18 protein-coding genes and 1 riboswitch are annotated in these 23,642 nt (G+C 69.6%); of the genes, 8 read left to right on the forward strand and 10 right to left on the reverse strand.

What is annotated here, in order from left to right:
- Positions 1–51 precede the first annotated feature (51 nt).
- Complete coding sequence (locus SGRAN_RS20755; RefSeq protein WP_067186560.1) at positions 52–543, reverse strand: response regulator transcription factor; 492 nt, start codon at positions 541–543, stop codon at positions 52–54.
- 528 nt (positions 544–1,071) lie between these two features.
- On the opposite strand from SGRAN_RS20755, the gene SGRAN_RS20760 reads away from it, so the two are divergent.
- Genes SGRAN_RS20760 through SGRAN_RS20775 form a run of 4 tightly spaced genes read left to right on the forward strand, consistent with a single transcriptional unit; the run spans position 1,072 to position 5,867 of the window.
- Complete coding sequence (locus SGRAN_RS20760; RefSeq protein WP_067186562.1) at positions 1,072–1,719, forward strand: TetR/AcrR family transcriptional regulator; 648 nt, start codon at positions 1,072–1,074, stop codon at positions 1,717–1,719.
- A complete protein-coding gene (locus SGRAN_RS20765) occupies positions 1,712–3,397 on the forward strand; it encodes an MFS transporter (RefSeq protein WP_067110415.1) in 1,686 nt (561 codons plus the stop codon). Before SGRAN_RS20760 ends, SGRAN_RS20765 begins: the two co-directional genes overlap by 8 nt.
- On the forward strand, positions 3,394–4,497 hold the full coding sequence (locus tag SGRAN_RS20770; protein WP_067186564.1) for an HlyD family secretion protein: 1,104 nt from the start codon (positions 3,394–3,396) through the stop codon (positions 4,495–4,497). Before SGRAN_RS20765 ends, SGRAN_RS20770 begins: the two co-directional genes overlap by 4 nt.
- A gap of 2 nt (positions 4,498–4,499) precedes the next feature.
- Entirely contained in the window at positions 4,500–5,867 is a 1,368-nt protein-coding gene (locus SGRAN_RS20775) for an efflux transporter outer membrane subunit (RefSeq protein WP_067186566.1), read from the forward strand.
- Positions 5,868–6,012: 145 nt separating this feature from the next.
- Here the strand turns inward: SGRAN_RS20775 and ligD are convergent, their stop codons facing one another.
- The 3 genes from ligD to SGRAN_RS20790 all read right to left on the reverse strand — a co-directional run bounded on the left by ligD (position 6,013) and on the right by SGRAN_RS20790 (position 11,203).
- Positions 6,013–8,538 carry a DNA ligase D gene (gene ligD, locus SGRAN_RS20780; protein WP_067186568.1) on the reverse strand — a complete coding sequence of 842 codons (2,526 nt, stop codon included), beginning with the start codon at positions 8,536–8,538 and terminating at the stop codon, positions 6,013–6,015.
- Between the two features lies 1 nt (position 8,539).
- Entirely contained in the window at positions 8,540–9,412 is an 873-nt protein-coding gene (gene ku, locus SGRAN_RS20785; RefSeq protein ID WP_067186569.1) for a non-homologous end joining protein Ku, read from the reverse strand.
- Positions 9,413–9,502: 90 nt separating this feature from the next.
- Entirely contained in the window at positions 9,503–11,203 is a 1,701-nt protein-coding gene (locus tag SGRAN_RS20790; RefSeq protein WP_237233593.1) for an N-acyl-D-amino-acid deacylase family protein, read from the reverse strand.
- Between the two features lie 161 nt (positions 11,204–11,364).
- Between SGRAN_RS20790 and SGRAN_RS20795 the strand changes: the two genes are divergently transcribed.
- Together SGRAN_RS20795 and SGRAN_RS20800 are read left to right on the forward strand one after the other, a co-directional pair.
- The gene (locus SGRAN_RS20795) at positions 11,365–13,830 is read left to right on the forward strand and encodes a serine/threonine-protein kinase (protein WP_067186570.1); all 2,466 of its coding nucleotides are present in this window, start codon (positions 11,365–11,367) and stop codon (positions 13,828–13,830) included.
- Positions 13,823–14,197, forward strand: coding sequence for a sulfatase/phosphatase domain-containing protein (locus SGRAN_RS20800; RefSeq protein ID WP_067186571.1), 375 nt, complete (start codon positions 13,823–13,825; stop codon positions 14,195–14,197). The genes SGRAN_RS20795 and SGRAN_RS20800 overlap by 8 nt, the downstream gene beginning before the upstream one ends.
- Before the next feature lie 52 nt (positions 14,198–14,249).
- Here the strand turns inward: SGRAN_RS20800 and SGRAN_RS20805 are convergent, their stop codons facing one another.
- Complete coding sequence (locus SGRAN_RS20805) at positions 14,250–14,795, reverse strand: ECF-type sigma factor (protein ID WP_067186572.1); 546 nt, start codon at positions 14,793–14,795, stop codon at positions 14,250–14,252.
- A gap of 183 nt (positions 14,796–14,978) precedes the next feature.
- On the opposite strand from SGRAN_RS20805, the gene SGRAN_RS20810 reads away from it, so the two are divergent.
- Positions 14,979–17,111 (forward strand): YadA family autotransporter adhesin, encoded by a 2,133-nt coding sequence (locus tag SGRAN_RS20810; RefSeq protein WP_067186574.1) that lies wholly within the window; start codon positions 14,979–14,981, stop codon positions 17,109–17,111.
- A gap of 47 nt (positions 17,112–17,158) precedes the next feature.
- On the opposite strand, the gene SGRAN_RS20815 is transcribed toward SGRAN_RS20810, so the two are convergent.
- The 5 genes from SGRAN_RS20815 to SGRAN_RS20835 form a co-directional block, all read right to left on the reverse strand.
- Positions 17,159–17,794, reverse strand: coding sequence for a uracil-DNA glycosylase family protein (locus SGRAN_RS20815; RefSeq protein WP_067186576.1), 636 nt, complete (start codon positions 17,792–17,794; stop codon positions 17,159–17,161).
- Between the two features lie 55 nt (positions 17,795–17,849).
- Positions 17,850–18,404: a DUF488 domain-containing protein gene (locus SGRAN_RS20820; RefSeq protein WP_067186578.1), complete on the reverse strand. Its 555-nt coding sequence runs from the start codon at positions 18,402–18,404 to the stop codon at positions 17,850–17,852.
- Positions 18,397–18,612, reverse strand: coding sequence for a hypervirulence associated TUDOR domain-containing protein (locus SGRAN_RS20825; RefSeq protein WP_067110379.1), 216 nt, complete (start codon positions 18,610–18,612; stop codon positions 18,397–18,399). Before SGRAN_RS20825 ends, SGRAN_RS20820 begins: the two co-directional genes overlap by 8 nt.
- A gap of 114 nt (positions 18,613–18,726) precedes the next feature.
- Positions 18,727–20,748: a TonB-dependent receptor family protein gene (locus SGRAN_RS20830; RefSeq protein WP_067186580.1), complete on the reverse strand. Its 2,022-nt coding sequence runs from the start codon at positions 20,746–20,748 to the stop codon at positions 18,727–18,729.
- A 68-nt stretch (positions 20,749–20,816) separates the two neighbouring features.
- Positions 20,817–21,206, reverse strand: coding sequence for a DUF2946 family protein (locus SGRAN_RS20835; protein WP_067186582.1), 390 nt, complete (start codon positions 21,204–21,206; stop codon positions 20,817–20,819).
- Positions 21,207–21,312: 106 nt separating this feature from the next.
- A riboswitch (cobalamin riboswitch) is annotated at positions 21,313–21,532 on the forward strand.
- Positions 21,533–21,712: 180 nt separating this feature from the next.
- Between SGRAN_RS20835 and SGRAN_RS20840 the strand changes: the two genes are divergently transcribed.
- The gene (locus tag SGRAN_RS20840) at positions 21,713–23,641 is read left to right on the forward strand and encodes a TonB-dependent receptor plug domain-containing protein (RefSeq protein ID WP_234002523.1); all 1,929 of its coding nucleotides are present in this window, start codon (positions 21,713–21,715) and stop codon (positions 23,639–23,641) included.
- Position 23,642: the final 1 nt, after the last annotated feature.

Genomic DNA, 23,642 nt, shown 5'->3' on the forward strand with positions numbered 1-23,642 from the left:
GGTCCTTGAAAGAGAATGCCGACGGACCCCCCCGCAGCATTCGGTTCGACATCAGGTCAGAACCCGGCCGAGGCCGACAAGGATCGAATAGAGGGCGGAAAAGGCCAATATGGTCGCCAAGGCGATCAGGATCGGCCAGATGATCCTTTCCATCAACCCATGCCGGTTGGCCGGCTGGGACGCGGTGGGAAACGGCGTGCCGATATCGAATATCCGCCAAAGCCGACTGCGCCCCGGTCCCGCATCGGCGGGGGGCGGACCATCGCCTAGGTCGTCCAATTGATATGTCAAAGGCTGATAGGGAGTAACCTGACCGAAGACACCGTTACGCGCCAGGATGGTCGCCGCCTCTATCCTATTGGAAACATTGAGCTTTCTTAGCGATCGTCGAACCCGTTCATCGACGGTGTGCGGCGATACGTTCATCAGCCGCGCAATTTCCTTGGAATTTTTGTGCTCGAAAACGTGCCGCAACGTTTCGATTTGCGCGGCAGAAAGGAGGCTGATGTAATTGTCGGGGTCGCCCTGCACGGCGCCGTGCATAGAGCATCGGGTCCCGAAATCAAGTTTGGCGGGCCGCGACTCGCGGATGTAACCGTTACATGGTCCGACACGCGCCGCCATATCAACCGATGGCACGCCGCGACAGTGAAATCATTTTGCATGGGACTGCCGAACATCGTCTCCCACCCGCCTGCAGGAGGGGCAGCGAGGCTCGCGAACTCGTTCGCTAGTGCATGATGATGTGAGTTGGAATCGTCATTGCGAGCGGAGCGAAGCAATCCAGGGTGGTTTACACCGCTCTGGATTGCTTCGCTCCGCTCGCAATGACGAGGTAGATCGGTCAATGTCATCAGACTCTGGCCGCAGCGGGTTGGGCAACCGCAACGGTGCCGGTCCACCCCCGCCCCGCCCGCAAGCGGGAGGGGCGATCGAATGGCCGCATAGAGTTCGAAATGCCCCCGCTGACACCACCGCTATTCCGATTCCGCCGCTTATTTCATCACTTGTTGAATTAATCCACGGATCACGCTATCGGAACGATGCGGCCAGCGAGAAGGTTCCCGATCGATGCATGGAGCAGCAACGACAGGCGCGGCGTCGCGCCGCGGGCGCCGGCCCGCCGACCGCGGCGACACCGAACGGACGATCCGGCGCGCCGCGCTGCGGCGTTTCGCCGACCTCGGCTTCGACGCCGCCGCGCTGCGCGACATCGCGGCCGACGCGGGCGTCGATCCCGCGATGATCGCCTATCGCTTCGGGTCGAAGCTCGGCCTGTGGAAGGCGGTGGTCGAGGCGGTCGGCGCGGGAAAGATGGACATGCTGCGCCGCACCGCGGCGGCCAAGGCGAGCGCGGCCGCTTCGCCCCTCGCCGCGTCGATGGAGGCGCTCGTCGACCTCTATTGCGCCAACGAGACCGTCCCGCGCTTCCTGCTGCGCGACGCTGGTCACGATCCGGAACGTGCCGCCTGGGTGTTCGACCATGTCTCGCGCCCGCTGCTCGATCACTTCCTGCCGCTGATCCGGCGCGCGAACGAGACCGGGCGGATCGCCACCCCGGTCCCCGAAATGTTCCTCCTCAGCTTCGCCTATGGCGTCGCGGTCAGCGTCGTACGGCGCGAGATGCTTGCCGGCTTTGCGCCGCAACTCGCCAACGACAATGATTTCCGCGCCGCGCTCTACGCAACGCTGATCGAGCCGCGGCTCCGCCATGGCTGAGCCCGCCGCCCCGCCCGCGCCGCCCGCCGGCGGCTATGTCTTCAAGCCGCACGAGCGCCCGCTGATGCCGGGATCGCCCGCGTCGCCCGACCATCCGCTGCGCCGCCAGATCTTCTATCTGCTGATCGGCCTCTATCTCGCGATCGTCGGCGGCTTCCAGAACGGGCTGCTGATCGCCAACCTGACCGCGATGCAGGGACATCTCGACCTGACCCCGGTCGACGCCGGCTGGGTGACGGTCGCCTACAACATGACCAACGCGTGCATGAGCATCCTGCTCTACAAGTCGCGCCAGCAGTTCGGCATCCAGCGTTTCGTGCGCGCGGTGATGATCGCGCTGCTGATCGCCAATTTCGTGCAGCTGTTCGACGCGGGCTATCGCATGGAACTCGTGGCGCGCGGCGTGTCGGGGATCGCGGCGAGCGGGCTGTCGACGCTCGCCGCCTTCTACATGATGCAGGGCCTGCCGCAGAAGCTGCGCATCGCGGGCTTCCTGCTCGCGATCGGGCTGACGCAGGTCGCGGTGCCGCTGGCGCGCGCGATGTCGCCGCTGCTGCTCGCCGACGGCGACATCGCCAACCTGTTCGTCTTTCAGTTCGCGCTGTCGCTCGTCGCCGTCGGGCTCGTCAACATCCTCCATCTGCCGCCCGGCGAGACGATGCGCTCGTTCGAGAAGCTCGACCTCGTCACCTTTCCGATGCTCGCGGTCGGGGTCGGGCTGCTGTGCGCCTTCCTTGTCCAGGGTCGCATCCAGTGGTGGTCGACGCCGTGGCTGGGCGGCGCACTTGCGGCGGCGGTGGTGCTGATCGGCTTCGCCTTCCTGATCGAGCATTACCGCGCCAATCCGATGCTGCAGACGCGCTGGATGGGAAGCCGCGATCTCGTCAAATTCGCGCTCACCGGGGCGCTGGTGCGCGTCCTGACCTCCGAGCAGAATTTCGGCGCCACCGGCCTTCTCTCGACGGTGGGGCTGGTGAACGACCAGCTCGTCACCTATTATGTCGTGCTCACCGCCGCGACGCTGCTCGGCGCCCTGCTCGCGATCGCGCGGCTCGATCCCACCGACCTGCGCCGCCCGACGCTCGTCTCGCTCGGCGTGATCGCGGTCGGCGCCTGGCTCGACACCCATTCGGGACTGCGCACCGGCCCCGTGAATCTTTATTTCTCGCAAGCCGCGATCGCCTTCGCGGCGGTCTATTTCATGGGACCGATGCTGATGGAGGGGCTGCTGCGCGCGCTGACCAAGGGACCGTCCTATCTCGTCAGCTTCGTCGGCGTGTTCAGCCTGTCGCAGACGCTGGGCGGGCTCGCCGGGGTGGCGGCGCTGTCGGCCTTCCACACGCTGCGCACCAAGGCGCACCTGATGACGTTGGGCCAGACGCTGGCGACGACCAACCCCGACCTTGCGCGCGGAATCGAGACGATCGCCGCCGGCCTGACCGGCAGCATTTCCGACCCGGCGCTGCGCAGCGCGACCGCCGCGTCGCAGGTGGTGCGCGAGGCGGCGCGCGAGGCGACCATCCTCGCCTTCAACGACGTGTTCTTCGTGATCGGATCGCTGGCCGGGATCGCGTTCCTGATCATGCTCGCGCGCTGGGTTTACGATCGGCGGCGCGGCCACAATCCGCTCGCCGCCGAGCTCGAGGCATTGCAGAAGATGAGGGCTGCCAACCTATGACCGACGACCCGAAAACGCCCGCGCCGGCCGAGGCGCCCACCGCGCCGCCGGAAGAGGGCTGGAAACCCGAGCAGTCGCGCGGCCGCATCCTGCTGTTCGGCAGCCTCGTGCTGGTCGGCGCGCTCGCCATTCTCTACGCCTGGGGTCTGCCGCCCTTCCGCCCGGCCAGCCAGACCACAGACAACGCCTATGTCCGCGGCCAGACGACGATCATCGCGCCGCAGGTCGGCGGCTATGTCACCGAGGTGCTGGTGCAGGATTTCGAGCGGGTGAAGGCGGGCCAGCTGCTCGTCCGCATCGACGACCGCATCTATCGCGAGCGCGTCGCGCAGGGCGCCGCGAGCGTCGCCGCGCAATCGGCGAACCTCGACAACAGCGCGCAGAGCCTGCGCTCGGCCGAGGCGCAGGTGCGGCTTCAGGACGCCGCGACGGCGAGCGCGCGTGCGCAGCTCGCCCGCGCGCAGGCCGACATGCGGCGCGTGAACGAGCTGGTCGACGCCGGATCGGTGTCGCTGCGCGAGCGCGACCAGACGCTCGCCGCGCTCCGCCAGGCCGAGGCGGCCGTCCGCCAGGCCGAAGCGCAGCGCGCGATCGCCGCCGAGCAGCTGCGCTCGGTCGGCGTCGGGCGCGGCGGGCTGGAGGCGGGAGTCGCCAATGCGAAGGCGCAGCGCGAGCTCGCCGGCATCGACCTGCAGAACAGCGCCATCCGCGCCCCGCGCGACGGGCGCCTCAGCGAGGTGAGCGTGCGCGTCGGCCAGCTCGTCAGCCCGGGCACCCAGCTGATGTATCTGGTTCCCGAGCGTCACTGGGTCGTCGCCAATTTCAAGGAGACGCAGACCGCGGGCATCCGCATCGGCCAGTCCGCGACGCTGCGCATCGACGCGCTCGGCGGCGCGAAGCTGAAGGGGCATGTCGAGCGCATCGCCCCCGCCGCGGGCAGCGAGTTCAGCATCATCAAGCCCGACACCGGATCGGGCAATTTCGTCAAGGTGCCGCAGCGCATCGCGGTGCGCATCCGCATCGACGACGGCCAGGCGCTGAGCCAGCGGCTCGGCCCCGGCATGTCGGTCGTCGCGACCGTGCATACGGGGCGACCGTGACGATGCGCCCCGTCCCGCGCGCGGCGCTGGCCCTGCCGCTGCTGCTCGCCGCCTGCGCGCCGCCGATCACGCCGCGCCCCGAAGCAAGCACGGTCGCGCCGCCCGCCGACTGGCGCACCGACCTTCCCGCGAGCGGCGCGATCGACCGGCAATGGTGGGACCGCTTCGGCGACCCGCAGCTCGCCGTGCTGGTCGATCGCGCGCGCGCGAACAACAGCGACCTTGCGATCGCCGCGGCGCGCGTCGCCGAAGCACGCGCGCAGGAAAGGGTCGCGCGATCGCTGCTGCTGCCGTCGCTGAGCGCCAGCGCGCCGGGCGCCGAATCGCGCAGCCTCAATCCCTTCGGCGTCGCGACCGAGGGCTTTGCCGCGCAGCCCGTCTTCCAGGCCGCCTATGAAGTCGATCTGTTCGGCCGCAACGCCGCGCAGGTCGAGGCGGCGCGCGCCAACGCCGCGGCGGTCGCGGCGGCGCACGAGGCGGCGACGCTGTCGGTGAGCGCGGCGGCGGCAAGCGGCTATATCGCCCTGCTCGCGCTCGACGCGCGGCGCGAGCTGCTGCAACAGACGCTGGCATCGCGCGGCGAGGCGCTGCGCATCGCGCGCGACCGTGCCGAGGCGGGCTATACCTCGCAGCTCGAACTGCGGCAGGCCGAGGCCGAGTATCGCGCGACCGAGCAACAGGTCCCGGCGATCGAGGCGGCGATCGCGCGGCAGGAGAACGCCCTGTCGCTGCTCGCCGGCGAGACCCCGCACGCGATCGCACGCGGCGCGGGCTTCGGATCGCTGACGACGCCCGCCGTCCCCGCGATGCTGCCGTCGCAACTCGTCCGCCGCCGGCCCGACATCGCGCAGTCCGAATATGCGCTCGCCGCAACCGACGCCAACCTGCGCGCCGCGCGCGGGCAATTCCTGCCGCAGCTTCGCCTGTCGGCGTCGGCCGGCGCGGTGATCTCGTCGGCGCTGTCCGACCCGGTGGGCATCTGGTCGGTCGGCGGCAGCATCCTCGCCCCGCTGTTCCAGGGCGGGCGGCTGCACGGTCAGTTCGACGCCGCGACCGCGCAGCGCGACCAGGCCGCCTTCGCCTATCGCCGCACGGTGCTCACCGCCTTTCGCGAGGTCGAGGACCAGCTCGCGGTGATCGACCGGCTCGGCGCGCAGGAACAGGCGCTGGTCGCGCAACGGACCGCGGTCGCCGACGCGCTGCGCCACGCCACCAACCGCTATCGCGCCGGCTATTCGCCCTACCTCGAACAGATCGACGCGCAGCGCGCGCTGCTGTCGGTCGATCTCGCGCTGATCCAGATGCGCGCCGACCGCCTCACCGCCTATGTCGCGCTCTATCAGGCACTCGGCGGCGGCGCTGAACGCTAGATTGCCGTATTTGCAATCTTCACCACCTACCCCGCCTGTGCCGAGCTTGTCGAAGCACCGCCCTTCTCGCGGCGCGGAAAGAAAGAACGGCCCTTCGACAAGCTCAGGGCAAACGGCGCATATTTGTGGTGTGACCCTTTAGCCCTCACAAATCGGGAAGCGTCTGGCGCGCGAAGCCCCAGCCCTTGAGCTCGGCGCTCGCCGCGCGTTCGAGCAGCGCATCGGCGTCGGCGATCGTCCAGTGGCGCGGGCTGTCGATGTCCGCCAGCGCATCCCAGCCGATCGGCGCCGCGACCGGCGCGCCTTCGCGGGCGCGGGCCGACCAGGGCATGATCGCGGTGCTGCCGCGCTGGTTGCGCAGCCAGTCGATGAAGATCTTGCCCTTGCGCTTCGCCTTGCTCATCGTCGCGGTGAAACGGTCGGGCTCGGCGAGGCTGAGCGCTTCGGCGAAGCGCTTCGCGAAATCCTTGTGCGCGTCCCAGTCCGGCCCCGGGTCGAGCGGCACGACGACATGCACCCCCTTGCCGCCCGACAGCATCGCGAAGCTGATCAGGCCGATGTCGGAAAGCTGGCGATGGAGGTCGGCCGCCGCCTTGCGGACGTCGCCGAAATCGAGCCCTTCGTCGGGGTCGAGATCGAAGACCATCCGGTCGGGCGCCTCGAGCGTGTCGACATGGCTGCCCCAACCGTGGAATTCGATCGTCCCCATCTGGACGCAGGCGAGGATGCCGCCGGCGTCCTCGACATAGAGATAATCCTCGACCCCGCCGTCCTTCTCGCGGATCGGGACATGGTGGACCTGCGGACCGAACGATCCCGAATCATGCTTCTGGAAAAAGCATTGCTTGGCGCGTCCTTGCGGGCAGCGGACGAGGCTGACCGGACGGCGCGCCATGTGCGGCAGCATGATCGGCGCGACCGCGGCATAATAGTCGGCAAGGTCGCCCTTGGTCGCCTTCGATTCGGGAAAGATGACGCGGTCGCGGTTGCTGATCCGCACGTCGGCGGTCGGGCGGGGCGCCGCCTGCTTCGTCTCCGGAGTCACGTCCTTCGCCTCCTTGTCCTCGCGCAGGCCGACGAAGCTCGCGTGGCGCACCGATCCGCCGGCGGTATATTCGGCGAAGGCGATTTCGGCGACGAGGTCGGGGGTCAGCCAGCGGACGTCGCGCGCCGCCGCGCGTTCGACCGCCAGCGGCGGGGTCTTGCGCGCACGGCTCGCGAACTTGCGCGCCAGCATCGCCATCGTCGCAGCGTCGAAGCCGGTGCCGACATTGCCCTTGTAGACCAGCGCATCGCCCTCGCGCTGCGCGAGGAGCAGCGAGGCGAAGGGGCGCGCCTTCGCCGAAGACGGCTTCCAGCCGACGATGATGAATTCCTGGCGGCGGGTGCATTTGACCTTGACCCAGTTGCGCGTCCGGCGGCCGGCATAGGGAGCGTCGGCGCGCTTCGAGATGATGCCTTCCTGCCCCGCGCCGCACATCGCCGTATACAGGCGTTCGCCCGCGCCGATGACATGATCGGCGACCGCGATCGGCGGCGCGGCGGCGCGCAGCAGCGCTTCGAGCCGTTCCTTGCGTTCGAGATTGCCCAGCTTCGCCAGCGACTTGCCATCCTCTTCGAGCAGGTCGAAGGCGAAGAAGTTCAGCGCCGTATCGGCATCCTGCGCGCCATGGCCGCGCTTGATCACCGCCTGCAGCGACGAGAAATCGGGATTGCCCGCACCGTCATAGGCGACGATCTCTCCGTCGATCAGGCACGGCGGCAGGTCGAGCGCGGCGAACTGCGCGGCGAGCGGCGCGAACTTGTCGGTCCAGTCGAGGCCGTTTCGCGTATGGATGCGCACTGCGCTCCCCGCCGCCGCGACGAGCGCGCGATAGCCGTCATATTTGATCTCGTGGAACCAGTTGTTGCCGCCCGGCACCGCATCGACGAGCGTCGCGAGCTGGGGCTTGCGAAAGGCGGGCGGCTTGCCCCCGCCGGCGCGGCGCTTCGCGACCGCCGCATTATGCTTCGCCGCGGCCTTCATCTTCTGCGTGAAGGCGGCGCCCTTCGCACCGCGCAGCGACTGCGCGCCACCCACGTCGCCCGCGATCTCGGCCATGGTGCGGCCGGTGAGGACGCTCGTTAGATGGCGCCCGACCAGATCGTCGCTGCCGCCGGCATGGGCGTCGTCGATCTTGCGCAGCAGCCAGTTCTCGCGCTTTTCGCCCGCGCGCGGCTTCATGCGGACGAGTAGCCATTCGCCCTTCATCCGTTCGCCGTCGAGCGTGAAGTGCAGATGGCCGCGATCGATGTCCTTCGCGCTCTTGCCCGCGACCGGCGCCCAGGTGCCGCGGTCCCACAGCATCACCGTGCCGCCGCCATATTCACCCTTGGGGATCGCGCCCTCGAAATCGGCGTAGGCAAGCGGATGATCCTCGGTGCGCACCGCGAGCCGCTTGTCGGCGGGATCGGCGCTCGGCCCCTTCGTCACCGCCCAGCTCTTGAGCACACCGTCGGCCTCGAGGCGGAAGTCATAATGAAGGCGCGTCGCGTCGTGCTTCTGGACGATGAAGCGCCCGCCTTCCGCCTTCGCCGCCTTTCCCTTCGCCACCTGCCCCGCCGGCTCGGGGGTGGCGGCGAAGTCGCGCTTGGCCTTGTACTGCGCGAGCGGGTCGGCGCGCCGCGCCATGTCAGGCGCGCTTCTTCGCCGGCGCGCGGCGCGTCGAAGCCTTGCGCGCCGGGGCCTTCGTCCTTGCCGCCGGCGACGACTTGCGCCCGTCAACCGACGCCTTGAGCGCCGCCATCAGGTCGATGACGTTCGATCCCTCGCGCGCGGCGGCGGGCTCCTCGACATCCTCCAGCACCTTGCGGCCCTTCGCCTTGGCCTTCTTGGCGATCAGCCGCTTCAGCGCGTCGACATAATGGTTGTGATAGTCGCTCGCGTCGAACCGGCCGCTCTTCCTGTCGATCAGCGTCTCGGCCAGGTCGAGCAGGTCGGCGTCGGGCTTCGCGGCGCCGACGTCGCGGAAATAATTCGCTGCCCGATTGACCTCGTCGGCGTAGCGCAGCACTTCGAGGACGAGGCCCTTGCCGCACGGGCGCAATGCGACGAGCTGCTCCTCGCCGCGCAGCGCGAGCTGGCCGAGCCCGACCTTGCGCGTGCGGCGCAGCGCCTCGCGCAGGACGATATAGGCTTCCTCCGCCAGTTCGTCGGCGGGGACGACATAATAGGGCTTTTCATAATAGAGGATGTCGATCTCGCCCGCGTCGACGAACTGGACGAGCTCCAGCGTCCGCTTGCTTTCGAGCTTGACCGCCTCGATCTCCTCTTCGTCGAGCAGGACGTAACTGCCCTTCGACAACTCATAGCCCTTGACGATATCGTCCTTGTCGATCGGCCCGATGCCCGGGACGACCTTCTCATATTTAACCGGCTTGCCGCTCGGTTCGTGGATCTGGCGAAAGCTGACGCTTGCGCCCGACCGGGTCGCCGGATAGATTTCGACGGGGATCGACACCAGCGCGAGCCGGATCTGCCCCTTCCAATAGGCGCGGGCGGGCATGGCATCCTCCCATGAGCGTGACCCATGGGCAATGCGCGAGGGCGCGGTGCGGTTCCCTTTCGGCCGGGCGGTGCCCGATGCCGCCCGCTCCTAGCGGCACGTCCCGAAGCCGGCGCCGCGCAGCGCGCGGCCGGGCGTCGCGCCCGTCGGCTCGCCGCCTTGCAGCGCCGCGACGCCGTTCACGAACACGTCGCGCACCCCGACCGCATATTGGTGCGGCGCCTCGAAGGTCGCGCGGTCGGCGACGGTCTTCGGGTCGAAGACGACGACGTCGGCATAATAGCCGCGCCTGAGCGCGCCGCGCTCCTTCAGCCCCAGGTTGGTCGCGGGCAGCGTCGTCAGGCGATACACCGCCTGTTCGAGCGGGATCAGCTTCTCGTCGCGCACATAGCGGCCGAGCAGCCGCGCGAAATTGCCGTAGGTGCGCGGGTGCGCGCCCGATTTCAGGAACACGCCCTCGGTCGATTGCGACGCGGCGTCCGAGCCGAAGCTCATCCACGGCAGCCGGATCTGCTGGCGGACATTGTCCTCGGACATCAGGAAATAGACGGTGCCGACGCGCGAACCGTCCTCGACCACCAGGTCCATCGCGGTATCCTCGGGCGAGGTGCCGCGCATCGCCGCGACCTCGGCGAGCGTCTTGCCGGTGAGCGGCTTGAGCGCCGGATTCTTGAAGCCGGTGAGAATCATCTTGTCAGCCCCGGCGCCGAAATAGAGATTCTCCCAGTCATCGCCCGGCGCGCGCATCTCCGCGGCGACGCGCGCACGGACCTGCGGGTCCCTCAGCCTCTCGATCCACGCCTCGAGCCCGCCCACCTGCACCCAGGTCGGCATCGCGGCGTCGAGCCCGGTCGCCCCGGCGGTATAAGTGTACATGTCGGCGGTGATCCGCAGCCCCGCCGCGCGCGCCGCCTCGATCTTCGCGACGACGGGGGCCAGCTTGTCCCAATTGGCGCGCCCGCCCATCTTGAGGTGATAGATTTCGGCCGCCGCGCCCGACCGGCGCGCGATCTCGATCAGCTCGTCGACCGCTTCCTCGACCCGGTCGCCCTCTGAGCGCATGTGGCTGATGTACATGCCGCCGCAAGCGGCCGCCGCCTGCATCAGCGCGACCAGCTCGTCGGTCTCGGCATAGGAACCGGGCGCATAGATCAGCGAACTGCCGACGCCCAGCGCGCCCTCGTCCATCGCCTGGCGCACCAGCGCCTGCATCCGGTCCAGCTGTTCGGGGGTCGGATCGACGTCGCCTTCGCCCAGTTCGTGGACGCGCACCGTCGCGGCGCCGACGAAGCTCGCGACATTGGGCGCGATGCCGCGCTTTTCGAGATAGGCGAAATAATCGCCCAGCGTCGTCCATTCGATCGGAAAGCGGATGTCGCCCTGGCGTTCGGTCTCCTGCGCCTTCATCGTCGCGTTGAGCGGGCCCATCGACCAGCCCTCGCCCATCACCTCCAGCGTCACGCCCTGCCGGATGTCGCTCTGGCTGCGCGGATCGGCGATCAGCGATTCGGTCGCCCAGCTGAGCATGTTGATGAAGCCCGGCGCGACCGCCATGCCGTCCGCCCGGACCTCGCGCGCGCCGCGCCCCTCGACCGTGCCGACCGCGACGATGCGGTCGCCGCGGATCGCGACGTCGCCGACCAGCGGCGCGCCGCCCGACCCGTCATAGATGGTGCCGCCGCGGATCACGACATCATAGGCGGCGGGGGCTGCCCCGCCCGCCTGCACGGGGGAAAGGAAGGACGCGCCGAACAGCGCCGCCGCCATGCCGAAATATCTGCCCCTCGCCATCATCGCCAACCCCTTCCCTGTCCGTATCGACCGGCGGCCATTGTGCCGCAAGCGCGGGCGGGATCAAGGCCCCCGTCACGGTCAAATAAGCGATTGCGCGGCGCCGCATCTTCGGATCAACTGTGCCGGACGATCGGGACCGGACGATCGGAGGAGGGGCGATGGAGGCGTTGAACCGCAACGACTGGCAGGCCGTCCAGCGCCTCTTCGAGCAACTGGTCGACCTTCCGCCCGACATGCAGGCACAGCGCCTCGCGAAGGCGCCGCAATCCGCGGGGATCGTCGAAACGACGCACCGCCTGCTGCTCGCCGCGCGCGGCGACGGCATATTGGACGGCGCGCCGCCATCGCTGGCGCCCCCGTTGCCGGCGGGCGAGTCGGCGCCCGCAAACTTCGGCTCGCTCGCCCCCGGGCAGGCCATCGGCGGCTTCACCGTCGAACGGCCGATCGGACGCGGCGGGTTGGGCGAGGTCTATCTCGCGTATCGCACGGGGGCCGATTTCGACCAGCGCGTCGCGCTGAAGCTGCTGCGCGTCGACGCCGCCGAGCGTGCCGAGAGCTTCGCGCGCGAGCGGCGGCTGCTCGCGCGGCTCGATCATCCGGGGATCGCGCGGCTGATCGACGCCGGGGTTGCTCCCGACGGGCGGCCCTATATCGCGATGGATTATGTCGACGGCCAGCCGATCGACGCCTGGTGCACCGCACATGGCGCCGACCTCGACACGCGGCTCGACCTGTTCCGCACCGTCTGCGACGCGCTCGCCTATGCGCACGGCAACCTTGTCGTCCACCGCGACATCAAGCCGTCGAACATCCTGATCGACGCGGGCGGCAAGCCGCGCCTGCTCGACTTCGGGATCGGCAAGCTGCTCGACGACAGCGCGGCGCTGCCCGCGACGACGCAGGCGATGCTCACCCCCGACTATGCCGCGCCCGAACAGCTGGGCGGCGAGGAAGCGACGGTCGCGACCGACGTCTACGCGCTCGGCGTCCTCCTCTACGAACTGGTCAGCGGGCGGAGCCCCTGGCGCGGCGGCAAGGCGTCGGTGCCGATGATGATCCGCCGCGTCCTCTATGAGGACCCCGAACTGCCGAGCCGCGCCGCGGCACGTGGCGAGGCGCCGGTGCCGGCGCGGCGGATCGCGGGCGACCTCGACGCGATCGTCCTGAAGGCGATGCGGCGCGACCCGGCGCAGCGCTATCGCAGCGTCAGCGCGCTGGCCGAGGACATCGCACGCCACCAGCAATATCTGCCCGTCCATGCGCGCGACGGATCGACGCGCTACATGCTCGGCCGCTTCCTGCGCCGCTATCGCTGGGGGGTCGCGGCGACCGCCGCGGTGCTCGCGGCGCTGCTCGTCGGCGCGGGCGGCATCGCATGGCAGGCGCGCGAGACCGCGGTCGAGCGCGACCTCGCGGTCGCCGAGGCGCGGCGGTCGGAGGCGATCAACCGGATGCTGACGGTGATGGTGCGCGACACCGCCGAGGATGCGAACAGCGAGAATGTCACCGTCAAGCAGATGCTCGACCAGACCGCGACCCGCCTCGCCGCCTCGCTCGACACCAGTTCCAAATCGGCCGACCTGATCGTCACATTGTTCGACCTCTATGTGAATCTGGAGGATACGGCGGGTGCCGACGCGCTGATCCAGAAGGCGCTGGCGCGCGGCGTCGGACGCGGCGACCCGGTGGCGACCGCGCAGCTTCGCATGCGCGCCGCCGCCGCCGCGGGGGGCCTCGGCCGGACCGAGGAGATCGGCCCCAACATCGACGCCGCCGAGCCCGTGTTTCGCGCCGACCCCGCGCATTTCCGCCGCGAACTGGTCGAGATCGCCCTCGCGCGCGCGCAGTTGTGGCGGCGCACCGGGCGGCTGGAGGATGCGATCGCGCTGCTGATCCGGACGCTGCCCGATGCCGACATCGTCTATGCCGAGAACCACCGCGACCTGCTGACCACCTACAACAACCTGCTGGTCTATATGGCCGAGGCGAACCAGCTCGACGCGATGCCCGCGATCTTCGACCGCGCCGAGGCGGTGATCCGCCGCACCGGGCAGGAAGCGAGCATGCAGGGACTGACGATCGCCCAGTTGAAGGCCGTGCGCCTGCTCAAGCTCGACCAGCCGGCCGCCGCCGAGCGGATCGTCACGCGGGTGGCGGCGCAGCGGCGCGCGACCTTCGGGCGTTCGGCGGGGCTCGCGGTCGATCTGCTCCAGCTCGGCCGCGCCAGGCTGGCGCTCGGCAAATATGCCGACGCGAAAGCGGTTCTCGCCGAGGCGCGCCCGATGGCGGCGCAATATCTGAGCCCGCGTGCGGCGCCGACGCTGATCATCGCCGCGGGGCTGATCGAGGCGCAGGCCGAATCGGGCGATATCGCGGGCGCGCGCCGCACGATCGCCGAGACGCAGCCGTTGATCGACGCCTTGCCCAAACCCGGCCTGCCGCAGGCGATCTTCGCCCGCGCGAAGGCGGTTACGCTGCTCAGGCAAGGCAGGCTCGCCGAGGCGCGGCAGGAAACCGACCGCGCCGCAGCGCTGTTCGAGGCCGAGGGCGCAGCGGGCGCCTCCTACCTCAAATCCTTCCCCGCGCTGCGGGCACGGCTGGGGACGAGCTTATCCCATGCGTAGCGTGCGCACGCCGAAGTGGAAGTATATCTCCAATCTGCACCCCGAATATGTCTGTACGACGCATATCGACCAATATGTGCGAAACATCGACGATTCGGGACGCTATTTCCCGTCGTGGCGTCGTTCGACCGATCCCGCCGCTCAGCAGATCGTCAAAAGCTATTACCGGCGGCCGGCGGAGGAACTCTATGACCTCGAGGCCGACCCCGCCGAACGCAACAATCTGGCGGCGGATTCGCGCTACAAAACAGTCCTGCGGTCGCTTCGCCAGAAGCTGAAGGTCTGGCGAACGAAGCAGGGCGACACGCGTCCCGTCGAAGGGACGCCGCACTTCCAGGAAGGGCCGATCGACGGCAAGGTCGACTGAGCCGCTGAACGACGATCATCGGCGCGCCAGGTCCTTTCGCTCAGGGCAGGGATCAGGCCGCCGCCATCTCGTGGTGGATCCACGCGCGCGCCTGCACCCACCAGCGACGGATCGTGCGGTCGGAGACGCCGAGGATCAGCGCGGTCTCCTTCTCGTCCATCCCCGCGAAGAAGCGACAGTCGACGACCTGCGCGAGGTTGGCGTCGAGCCGTTTCAGTTCTTCGAGCGCCTCGCCGAGCCGGACGACCTGTTCGTCCTCCGGAACCGCGGCGGCGAGCGAGTCGAGGCTCTGGGTGAAGCTGTAGGTCGGCGCATTCCGTTTCGAGGCGAGCCGCGCGCGCGCCGCGTCGATCAATATGTGCCGCATCGCGGTCGCCGCGCAGGCTAGGAAATGCGACCGGCTGTCCCAGCCGTCGGCTTTGCGCAGCTTCACATAGGCTTCGTTGATCAGCGCCGTGGTCTGGAGCGTCTGCGGCTGTCCGGCGCGATAATGCTCGCGCCGCGCGATGGCGCGCAATTCGCCGTAAAGCCCCGCGATCAGCGCGTCCGGGCCCTCCGCCCCATTTTTTTCGGCCGGCGTGTCCGCTTCCTCGGAAATTTCCCGTCTCGCTCTCTGTCAGGCGTCCGCCGTTCTTCGCAGGTCGGCGGATGCAAGGCAAGCGCGGCAAGGCAAGCGCGCCGCGCGCGAACGGGAAGAGGCGCCGGGGCAGGCGTCCGCCCGCCGGGTCGAGACATCCACCGTGGGGGCCGATGGCCTTCGCCCGATAGGAGGGAAGAGAATATGCGTAAATTGAACCTGCTGATCGCCGCAGCCGCTCCGGCCATCGTCATCGCGATGCTGACGGCCGCCCCGGCGCGCGCCGACGTCACCCCCGAATGCAATGTCAATGCGGGCCCTGACGGCATATCCGGCAACGCCGATGACGTGAGCGGCAGCACCGAATGCGGCGAAGTCAGCGTCGCGAGCGGCCTCGTCAGCACCGCCGTGGGCAGCAACAGCTCGGCAACCGGCGAAGAAAGCACCGCGCTGGGTCAGGCGACCGAAGCAAGCGGCGAGCGCAGCACGGCGGTCGGTCGCAACGCCCGCGCCACGTCCGCAAGCAGCACCGCGCTGGGCCAATCGAGTCGCGCGACCGGGGACAACAGCACCGCCGTCGGCCAATTGGCGAACGCTGATTCGACCAACGCCACTGCGATCGGCAAGAGTTCCAACGCAACCGCCGCCTTCACCACCGCAGTGGGGCAGAACTCCGGCGCCACCAGCAGCGGCGCCACCGCACTCGGCGTATCGACCCAGGCCTTCGGCTTCAACAGCTCCGCGCTCGGCAACACCAGCAAGGCGACCGCCGATTACACTACGGCGGCAGGCGCGTTCAGCGAGGCCACGGCCGAATATGCGAGCGCGTTCGGAATGCTCGCCAAGGCGTCGGCGGAAGGCGCCACGGCGCTAGGCCAGAATGCGCAGGCATCCGCCGAGCGCAGCGTGGCGATCGGTGCGGGGTCGATCGCGGACCGCACGAACAGCGTCTCGTTCGGCACGGCGACTTACCAGCGCCAGCTCACCAATGTCGCCGCGGGCATGCAGGCGACCGACGCGGTGAACAAGGCGCAGCTCGACGCCGTGGCGGCGGGCGCCGTCAATCCCTATGTCGCGATCAATTCGGTGGGGGCAGGTGCGAGCGCCACGGGGATCAGCGCGATCGCGATCGGCCGCACTGCCGGGGCCACGGGGATCGACTCGGTCGCCCTCGGAGACGCCGCCAACGCCGCGGGTTACGCGGTCGCGGCAGGAGGCAGTTCCATCGCCAGCAAGGCCGGCGCCTCTGCATTCGGCTATCTGAGCGAAGCCTCCGGCTCGGCCAGCACGGCGGTAGGCGCCAACAGCAAGGCGGCGGGCGACGATGCGACAGCCGTCGGGAGAATGAGCGAGGCGACGACCTTTTACACGACGGCGCTGGGTACACTGGCCAAGGCAACGGTCATCAGCGCCACGGCGGTCGGCTATGGCGCGGAGGCCACGGCCGCGGGCAGTGTCGCACTCGGCACCGGATCGATCGCCGATCGCGCGAACAGCGTCTCCATCGGTTCGGCGGCCCTGCAACGCCAGCTCGTCAACGTCGCCGCCGGGACGCAGGCGACCGACGCCGTGAACAAGGCGCAGCTCGACGTCGTGGACGCGAAGGCGACCGCCGCGCAGACCACGGCCAACGCCGCGCTTGCCGCCGCGACGGCGGGTGCAGGCAGCGCGGTCGCGGCGCAGGCGACCGCCGACGCCGCCGTCGCCAGTGCGGCGGCTGCGCAGACGACCGCTGATATCGCCCGCAGCGAAGCGGCCGCGGCGCAAGGGACAGCGAACTCGGCACTCGCCAACGCCGCGACGGCGCAGGGCACCGCCGACACGGCGCTCGCCGGCGCGGCGACCGCCCAGTCCAGCGCCAGCGCCGCGCAAGCGACCGCAAACATCGCCGTGCTACGCGGCGACACCGCCGGGGCCGGCCTCGCCTCCGCGCTCGGCGGCGGCGCGGCCTACAATGCCGCGACGGGCGCGGTCAGCGCGCCGAGCTATTCGGTCGGCGGCACCGCCTATCACGACGTCGGTTCGGCGATCGGGGCTCTCGACGGCAATATCAGCGCACTGAACGGCCGGATCGACGCGCTGAGCATCGGCAACGACCGCCGCTTCCGCGAAGCGACGGGCGGTATCGTCACCGCGATGGCCATGGGCGGCACGATGATCGTCCCCGACAGCAATGTCTCGGTCTCGTTCAACCTCGCCACCTATCAGGGCGAACAGGGTTTCTCGGGCGCCGCCGTCGTGCGCCTGACTCCGCGCGTCTACGTCAGCGGCGGCTTTGCCGGATCGACGGTGAAGGGCACCACCGGCGGCCGGGTCGGGATCGCCTTCGGCTTCTGACCATCGTCCCTTCCCGGCCCGCCGGCCGGGAAGGGCTCCGCGCCCGATCAGGCCAGCAGGGCGTGCACCTCGCGCCGCAGCTCGGGCAGCAGGTCCTGCTCGAACCAACCGTGGGTCTTGAGCCAGCGATTGTTGTGCCACGACGGGTGCGGCAGCGGGACGATGCGCGGCGATGCGCCGGCGGCGCCGATCTCGCGCCAGGCGCGCACGGTTTCGGTGACGCCGCGCCGGGCCCATTCGGCACCCAGATGCCAGCGCAGCGCATGGCCGCCGATGACGAGCAGCAGCTTCAGGTCGGGCAGCCGCGCGAACAGCCGGTGCTGCCAGATCTCGCGGCACTCGCGCCGCGGCGGCAGGTCGCCTCCGGCGCCGACGCCGGGAAAGCAGAAGCCCATCGGCAGGATCGCGACGCGCGAGGCGTCATAGAATTGCGCCTCGTCGATCCCCATCCATTCGCGCAGGCGCACCCCCGACGGGTCGTCGAACGGACGCCCGCTGGTGTGCGCTCTTATGCCCGGGGCCTGGCTCGCGATGCAGATTCGCGCGCTTTCCGACAATTGCAGGATCGGGCGCGGCTCGTGGCCCAGCGGCGGCCCGTAGCGCGGCGCGTCGCGGCAGATGCGGCAGGCGCGAACGGCCTCGACGAGGCTTTCGAACGGCTCGTCCGCCTTCACCCCGTCCATTGCCGCCTTCCCTCCCCTTTGCCGATCGCCGAGTCGCGCGCCTGCGCCGCCCGCGCTATACGCCTTTTTCCGGCGCGGGGGCGGGATAGACGATCGAACCGTCGGACCGCGGGATCGCCCCGTGCGTCAGCCGCGCGGGCTCCGGGCCGCGCTCCATGATGTGCGCGACGGCGGCGCCCGACACGATCAGATAGTCGGCGACGATGCGGCGGTGGCAGCGCCACCAGACGGCTTCCGAGCACATGATCGCGCAGCGGCGCTCGCGGCCGACGTCGATCAGATGCGCCAATCCCTCTCGAAACGCGGCGCCGAGCGCATAGTCGGCATAATTGTGGAAGCTGGCGTTGGTCCAGAAGCCGTTGAGCGCGCGCGGCACCTCGCGCTCGCGTTTGCGCAGGCCGCCGAGCGCCGCGATGCGCTCCCACGACAGGCCGCGCGCCGCGAGCGCATCGGGCAGGACGTCCTCGTTGAACTGCGGGTTCGACCGCGATCGCGGCATCCGCCGGATATCGACGAGGTGACGGACGCCGGCGTCCGCGAGCAGCCCGGCGAATTCGTCGAACGAGCGGCTGGAATGACCGATGGTGAAGAAGGGGACGGCCTCAGCCATCTATGCGTTCGAGCGCGCCGCCCTTGTGCGCCGCGACATGGTCGGTCTTGTCGCTCTTGATCTCATATTGCGGATCGTCCTTCGACGCGCGGTGGGTGTGGCCCTTGTAGTCGAAGTCGGCGGTGTGCACCTTGATGATCTTTCCCGAGACATGGCCCGCCTCCGAATTCCAGCGAACATGGTCGCCGATCCTGAACCGCTTCGTCATCGCCTGCTCTCCTTTCCGCTTCGCCCCTTTCCATAGAGTCGCGGACCCGCGTCAAGGTTCCGTCGCTCCCGCACGCCCCTCCCCCGGCCGGGCGGAGCGTGCGGGAGCACGGCGTCAGAAGCGGGCGCGCAAGCCCGCGGAAACGGCGCGGCGCTCGACCGGGTAATAGATCGCCGATGCGGCGTCGGCGGCGATCACCGCGCTGACGTCGCCGATCGCCTTCTTGCCGGCGATGTTGCGGACGTCGACGAAGGCGTCGATCCCGTCGGCAATGCGCGCGCCGCCGGTCAGGCCGACCAGCGCATAGCCCGGCGTGCGCACCCGGTTGGCATAATCGGCCCACGGTCCCTGCGGCACCCATTCGAGCGTCGGCGCGACGTGCAGCGCCTCGCCGCCGATGCGGACCTCCGCCCGATAGACATGCCTCGGCACCACCGGCAGGCGATTGTCGCCGAACTGCGCGTCGCCCCGGAAGCGGAAGTCGCTGTAGGCATAGGTCTGGCGCAGCCGCAGCCAGGGTGCGAGGGTCAGCTCCAGCCCGGCCTCCACCCCCCGATGCAGCGTCCGGTCGGCGTTGAAGGTCGCGGCGGGGATGCTGCTGTTCACCGTATATTGCAGCATCTCGCCGGTGATCGCCGCGCGATACCAGGCGACGTCCCAACGCACCGGACCCATCGTTCCGCGCGTGCCGATCTCCGCCGTCCAGGCGCGCTGCGGCCGGATGTCGGCGATCAGCGCGCTGGCGGGCGGCATGCCGATCGACTGGAACACCTCCCCGAAACCGGGAAATTCGGCCGAGCGGCTGTAGTTGGCGAAGATCTGGACATGCTCCGCCGGTTCGACCAGCACGCCGAACTTGGGCGAAAAGGCGTCGAACGCGACGCGCCCGTCGCCGGCCGGGGTCGCCGAAAAGCCGACGCGCCGCTTGCGCATGCCATCGGCATAGACGCCCCCCGCGATCAGCGTCACTGGCGGCACCGGCCGCACGCGCAGTTCGCCATAGAGGCTCGCGGTCCGCGCCTCCTGATCGGCGTCGAGGGTCAGCGCGCCGCGCCGGCCGGCGACGTTGACGAACTGCCGCGCGTGGGTGCTGCCACGGCGAATCTCGCCCCCCAGCGTCACCTCGACCGGCCCCGCCGCATAGTCGATCCGCGCGAACCCGCCGACGTCGGTCGATTTCTGATCGATCAGCTGAAAGATCGGGTGAAAGAGCGATTTCGCGTTGACGAAACCCCCGACCTCGAGCGTCGCGGTGCCGAGGTCGAAGCGGGTGCGGTTCTGCAGGCGCAGCGAATCGATGTCGCGCCGCTGGTCGCCCGCGACGCTGCTCGCATTGGCGCCGCGCGGGGCGGTCAGCGCCTGCGCCTCGGTCAGCGCGCCCGGCAGTTGCTGGCGGATGCGGTTGATGCTCGCATAGAAGCGCGTCGCGACCCCGTCGCCGAGCGTCAGCCCGACATTGCCGTGGAAGCGCAGGCTGCGGCGCTGCGCATGGTCGCGGTCGCCGTCCGACGTGTCGGCGCTGACCGCGCCCCAGGCGTCGACCGGCCCGCTGGCGACGCCCGCCGAAACCAGGCCGCGAAGCAGGCCGAAGCTGCCGGCATCGCCGCGCAGATAGACGCCCTGGGCGGTGCGCCCGGTCGGGGTCACGCCGTTGATCGCGCCCCCCAGCGTTCCCGAACCGAAGCGCAGCGCATTGGCGCCGCGCCAGACTTCGAGATGGTCGAAGAAGATCGGCTCCAGCTCCTGAAAATCGCCATTGTCGTCGGCGAGGTTGATCGGCACCCCGTCCTGCAACAGCGTGACGCCGCGCATGTGGAAGCCGCGCGAGAGGCCCGAGCCACGGATCGCCAAGCGCACCTCCTGCCCATAGCGCGGCTGGAGGTAGACGCCGGGCGAGAAGGCGAGCGTATCGCGCAGCGACACGATCGTCTTGTCGGCATAATCCTGATGCGTGACGACGTCGGTGCCGCCGGGGGTCTGCGCCGCGCGCTGCTGCGCGGCGTCGGCGAGCGTCGGCGCGGTGACGATGATCGTCGCCTCCTCGGCGTGAGCGGCCGTGGAAAACAGCACCGGGGAAAAGGAAAGGACGAGGGCGAGCGCCGGCAGGGGCGCCGCACGGGTAACGGAACGGGTCATGGAAAATCCTTCGCTGAAAATCAGGCAAGGCCGGCGCGCGCGAAAGCGCGGCCGGCGATCGGTCTGAATCAGGCGAAGGCGGGCGGGCCGGTGCTGGGGGGAAGCGGCGAGGCGATGCCCGGCGCGAAGCCGAGCGAGGGGATCGCCGGCGGCGCGGGGTCGACCCGCACCGGCGCCGCGGGCAGCGCCGGGGCATCGGGCACGATCGGCGCCACCGCGAGCGCGCCCCACGGGCAATGCTGCTGCCCCTCTCCATCGGGATGATCGCCCGCGGTCTGGACCGGGATGGTCATCGTCCCGCCGGGGTTCGACGGGTCCGAACAGACGCGGACGGTGATCGACCCCCCGGCATCGGGCCCGATCATCCAGCCCGGCGCGACCAGCACCCGCGCGAGCAGCGCGAGAAGCACCGGCAGCAGCAGCCAGCCCGGTCGGCGGAAGGCGGAAAGATCGGCCACGCCGCGCTCCTAGTCCCGGCGGACGGTTCGGGCAAGCGCGCAGGCCCCGCAAAAGCCGATTGCCAAAATGCGCCGAGGCGCTATGGGCGGGCGCCGCAAGGGCAACCTTGCATTGATCGCGCCGGTGCCCCGATGGGGCTTAAAAGGGAACGCGGTAAGGGGGTCCGGCCGGACCTTCGAAACCGGGGCTGTCCCTGCAACTGTAAGCGGCGAGCGCGATGCACCGACCCGGTCCCCGACCGGGTCTGCCACTGGGGCGACCTGGGAAGGCGTGCATCAAGCGACGACCCGCGAGCCAGGAGACCTGCCGGCGTGGGTCGCTCAATGCCTCGGTCCAGGGAAAGGCCAGGGCACGGAGAACTCCGTCGAGCGACGACCCAGCGGCCGGGGCCGCTTCGGGGCACGAAATGCGGGCGCCTTGCGCCAGCCCGCCGCCCGTGCGCCGGTCGATCGCGCACGCGGCTCGGCAGGTCCCCGCCTTCGCTCTCGGCGCGTGGGGGACTCCCATGTTGAAATACGGCCTTTCCATCGTGGCGCTGGCGGCGACCTCGCCGGCGCTGGCCCAGACCGGCGATGCCGCCGCCGACCCGCGCCCCGGCGACGCGATCATCGTCACCGCCTCGCGTTCGGGCGAAGGGGTCCGGGCGGACCAGCTCGGCGCCTCGGTCACGGCGATCGACAGCGAAGCGCTCGAACAGCGCCAGACGCGCATCGTTTCCGACGTGCTGCGCGACGTGCCCGGCGTCGCGGTCAGCCGCACCGGCGGCCTCGGCGGCATGACCGATATCCGCATCCGCGGCAGCGAAGCCAATCACGTCCTCGTCCTGGTCGACGGCATCGAGGTCGCCGACCCCTATCAGGGCCAGTTCGATTTCGGCGGTCTGCTCGCCGACCCCGCCGCGCGGATCGAGGTGCTGCGCGGCCAGCAATCGTCGCTCTATGGCTCCGACGCGATCGGCGGCGTGATCCATTACATCACCCTGTCGGGGCGCGAGGCGCCGGGCCTGAGCGCCCGGATCGAGGGCGGGTCGTTCGGCACCGTCGCCGGCAGCGCCCGCGCCGCGGGCGCATCGGACAGCTTCGACTATGCGATCACCGGTACCTATTACGGCGCGAACGGCTATCCGACCGCGCGCGGCGGGGTGCGCGACGTCGGGATGCAGACGGTCGGCGCGAGCGCGAAGCTGGGTTGGACGCCGAGCGACGCCTTCCGGCTGAACGCCGTGCTGCGCTATGGCTTCAGCGACGCCGACAACAACGACAGCGAATATGACACGACGAGCCCGCGCTTCGGCTATATCGTCGACAGCCCCGGCGTCCATGTCGAGACCGAATCCTTCCATGCCCTGCTGGCGGCCGAACTGACCGCGCTCGACGGGCGCTGGGTGACCAGCCTGTCGGGGCAGCTTTCCGACACCGCGCGCCACGGCCGCTCCCCCTTCGGGTTGGACTATGGCAGCAAGGGACAGCGCTACAAGGGATCGCTGACCTCTAGCATCCGCTTCGGGACCGATGCGATCGCCCACCGGCTGACCGGTGCGGTCGATGTCGAGCGCGAGGCGTTCCGCACGCTGACGCCGGGCGCCTTTCAGGGAAAGCGCCACACCGACAATCTGGGGCTGGTCGCCCAATATGAGCTGACCGCGGGCGCGCTCTCGCTCGGCGCGTCGCTGCGCCACGACGACAACAACCGCTTCGACGATGCGACGACCTGGCGCGTCCAGGGCAGCTATCGCCTTCCGACCGGCACGCGCATCCGCGGCGCCTATGGCACCGGGGTCAAGAATCCGGGCTATTTCGAGCTGTTCGGCTATATCGACGGCCGCTACATCGGCAATCCCGACCTGAAACCCGAAAAGTCCGAGGGCTGGGAAGCGGGGATCGAGCAGAGCTTCGGCGCCGACGACTGGGCGACGATCGGGGCGACCTGGTTCGATTCGACGCTGAAGGACGAGATCTTCACCAACTATCCCGCGCCCGACTTCACCGCGACTCCGGCGAACCGCGCGACGACGAGCAAGCAGCACGGCATCGAGGCCTTCGCCAGCGCGCGGCCGCTGCCGCAGCTTCGCTTCGACCTCGCCTACAGCTGGATCAAGGCGCGCGAGAACGGCGCGCCCGAAGTGCGGCGACCGAAGCATATCGCCAGCTTCAACGCCACCGTGTCGAGCAGCGACCAGCGCTTTGCGGGGACGCTGACGCTGCGCTACAACGGCCGCACGACCGACCTCGCCTATATCAACCCCAGCTATGTCCCGGTCGTGGTCGCGATGAAGGACTATGTGCTCGTCAACCTTGGCGCCGATTACCGGGTGACCGACGCCATCTCGGTCTTCGGGCGCGTCGAGAATCTGCTCGGGGTCGACTATGAGGAAATTTTCAGCATCGCGACGCCGGGCCGGGCCGCCTATGGCGGCGTCCGCCTGCGCTTCTGAG

It is taken from the genome of Sphingopyxis granuli, from assembly GCF_001559015.1.
Taxonomy (GTDB): Bacteria; Pseudomonadota; Alphaproteobacteria; order Sphingomonadales; family Sphingomonadaceae; genus Sphingopyxis; species Sphingopyxis granuli.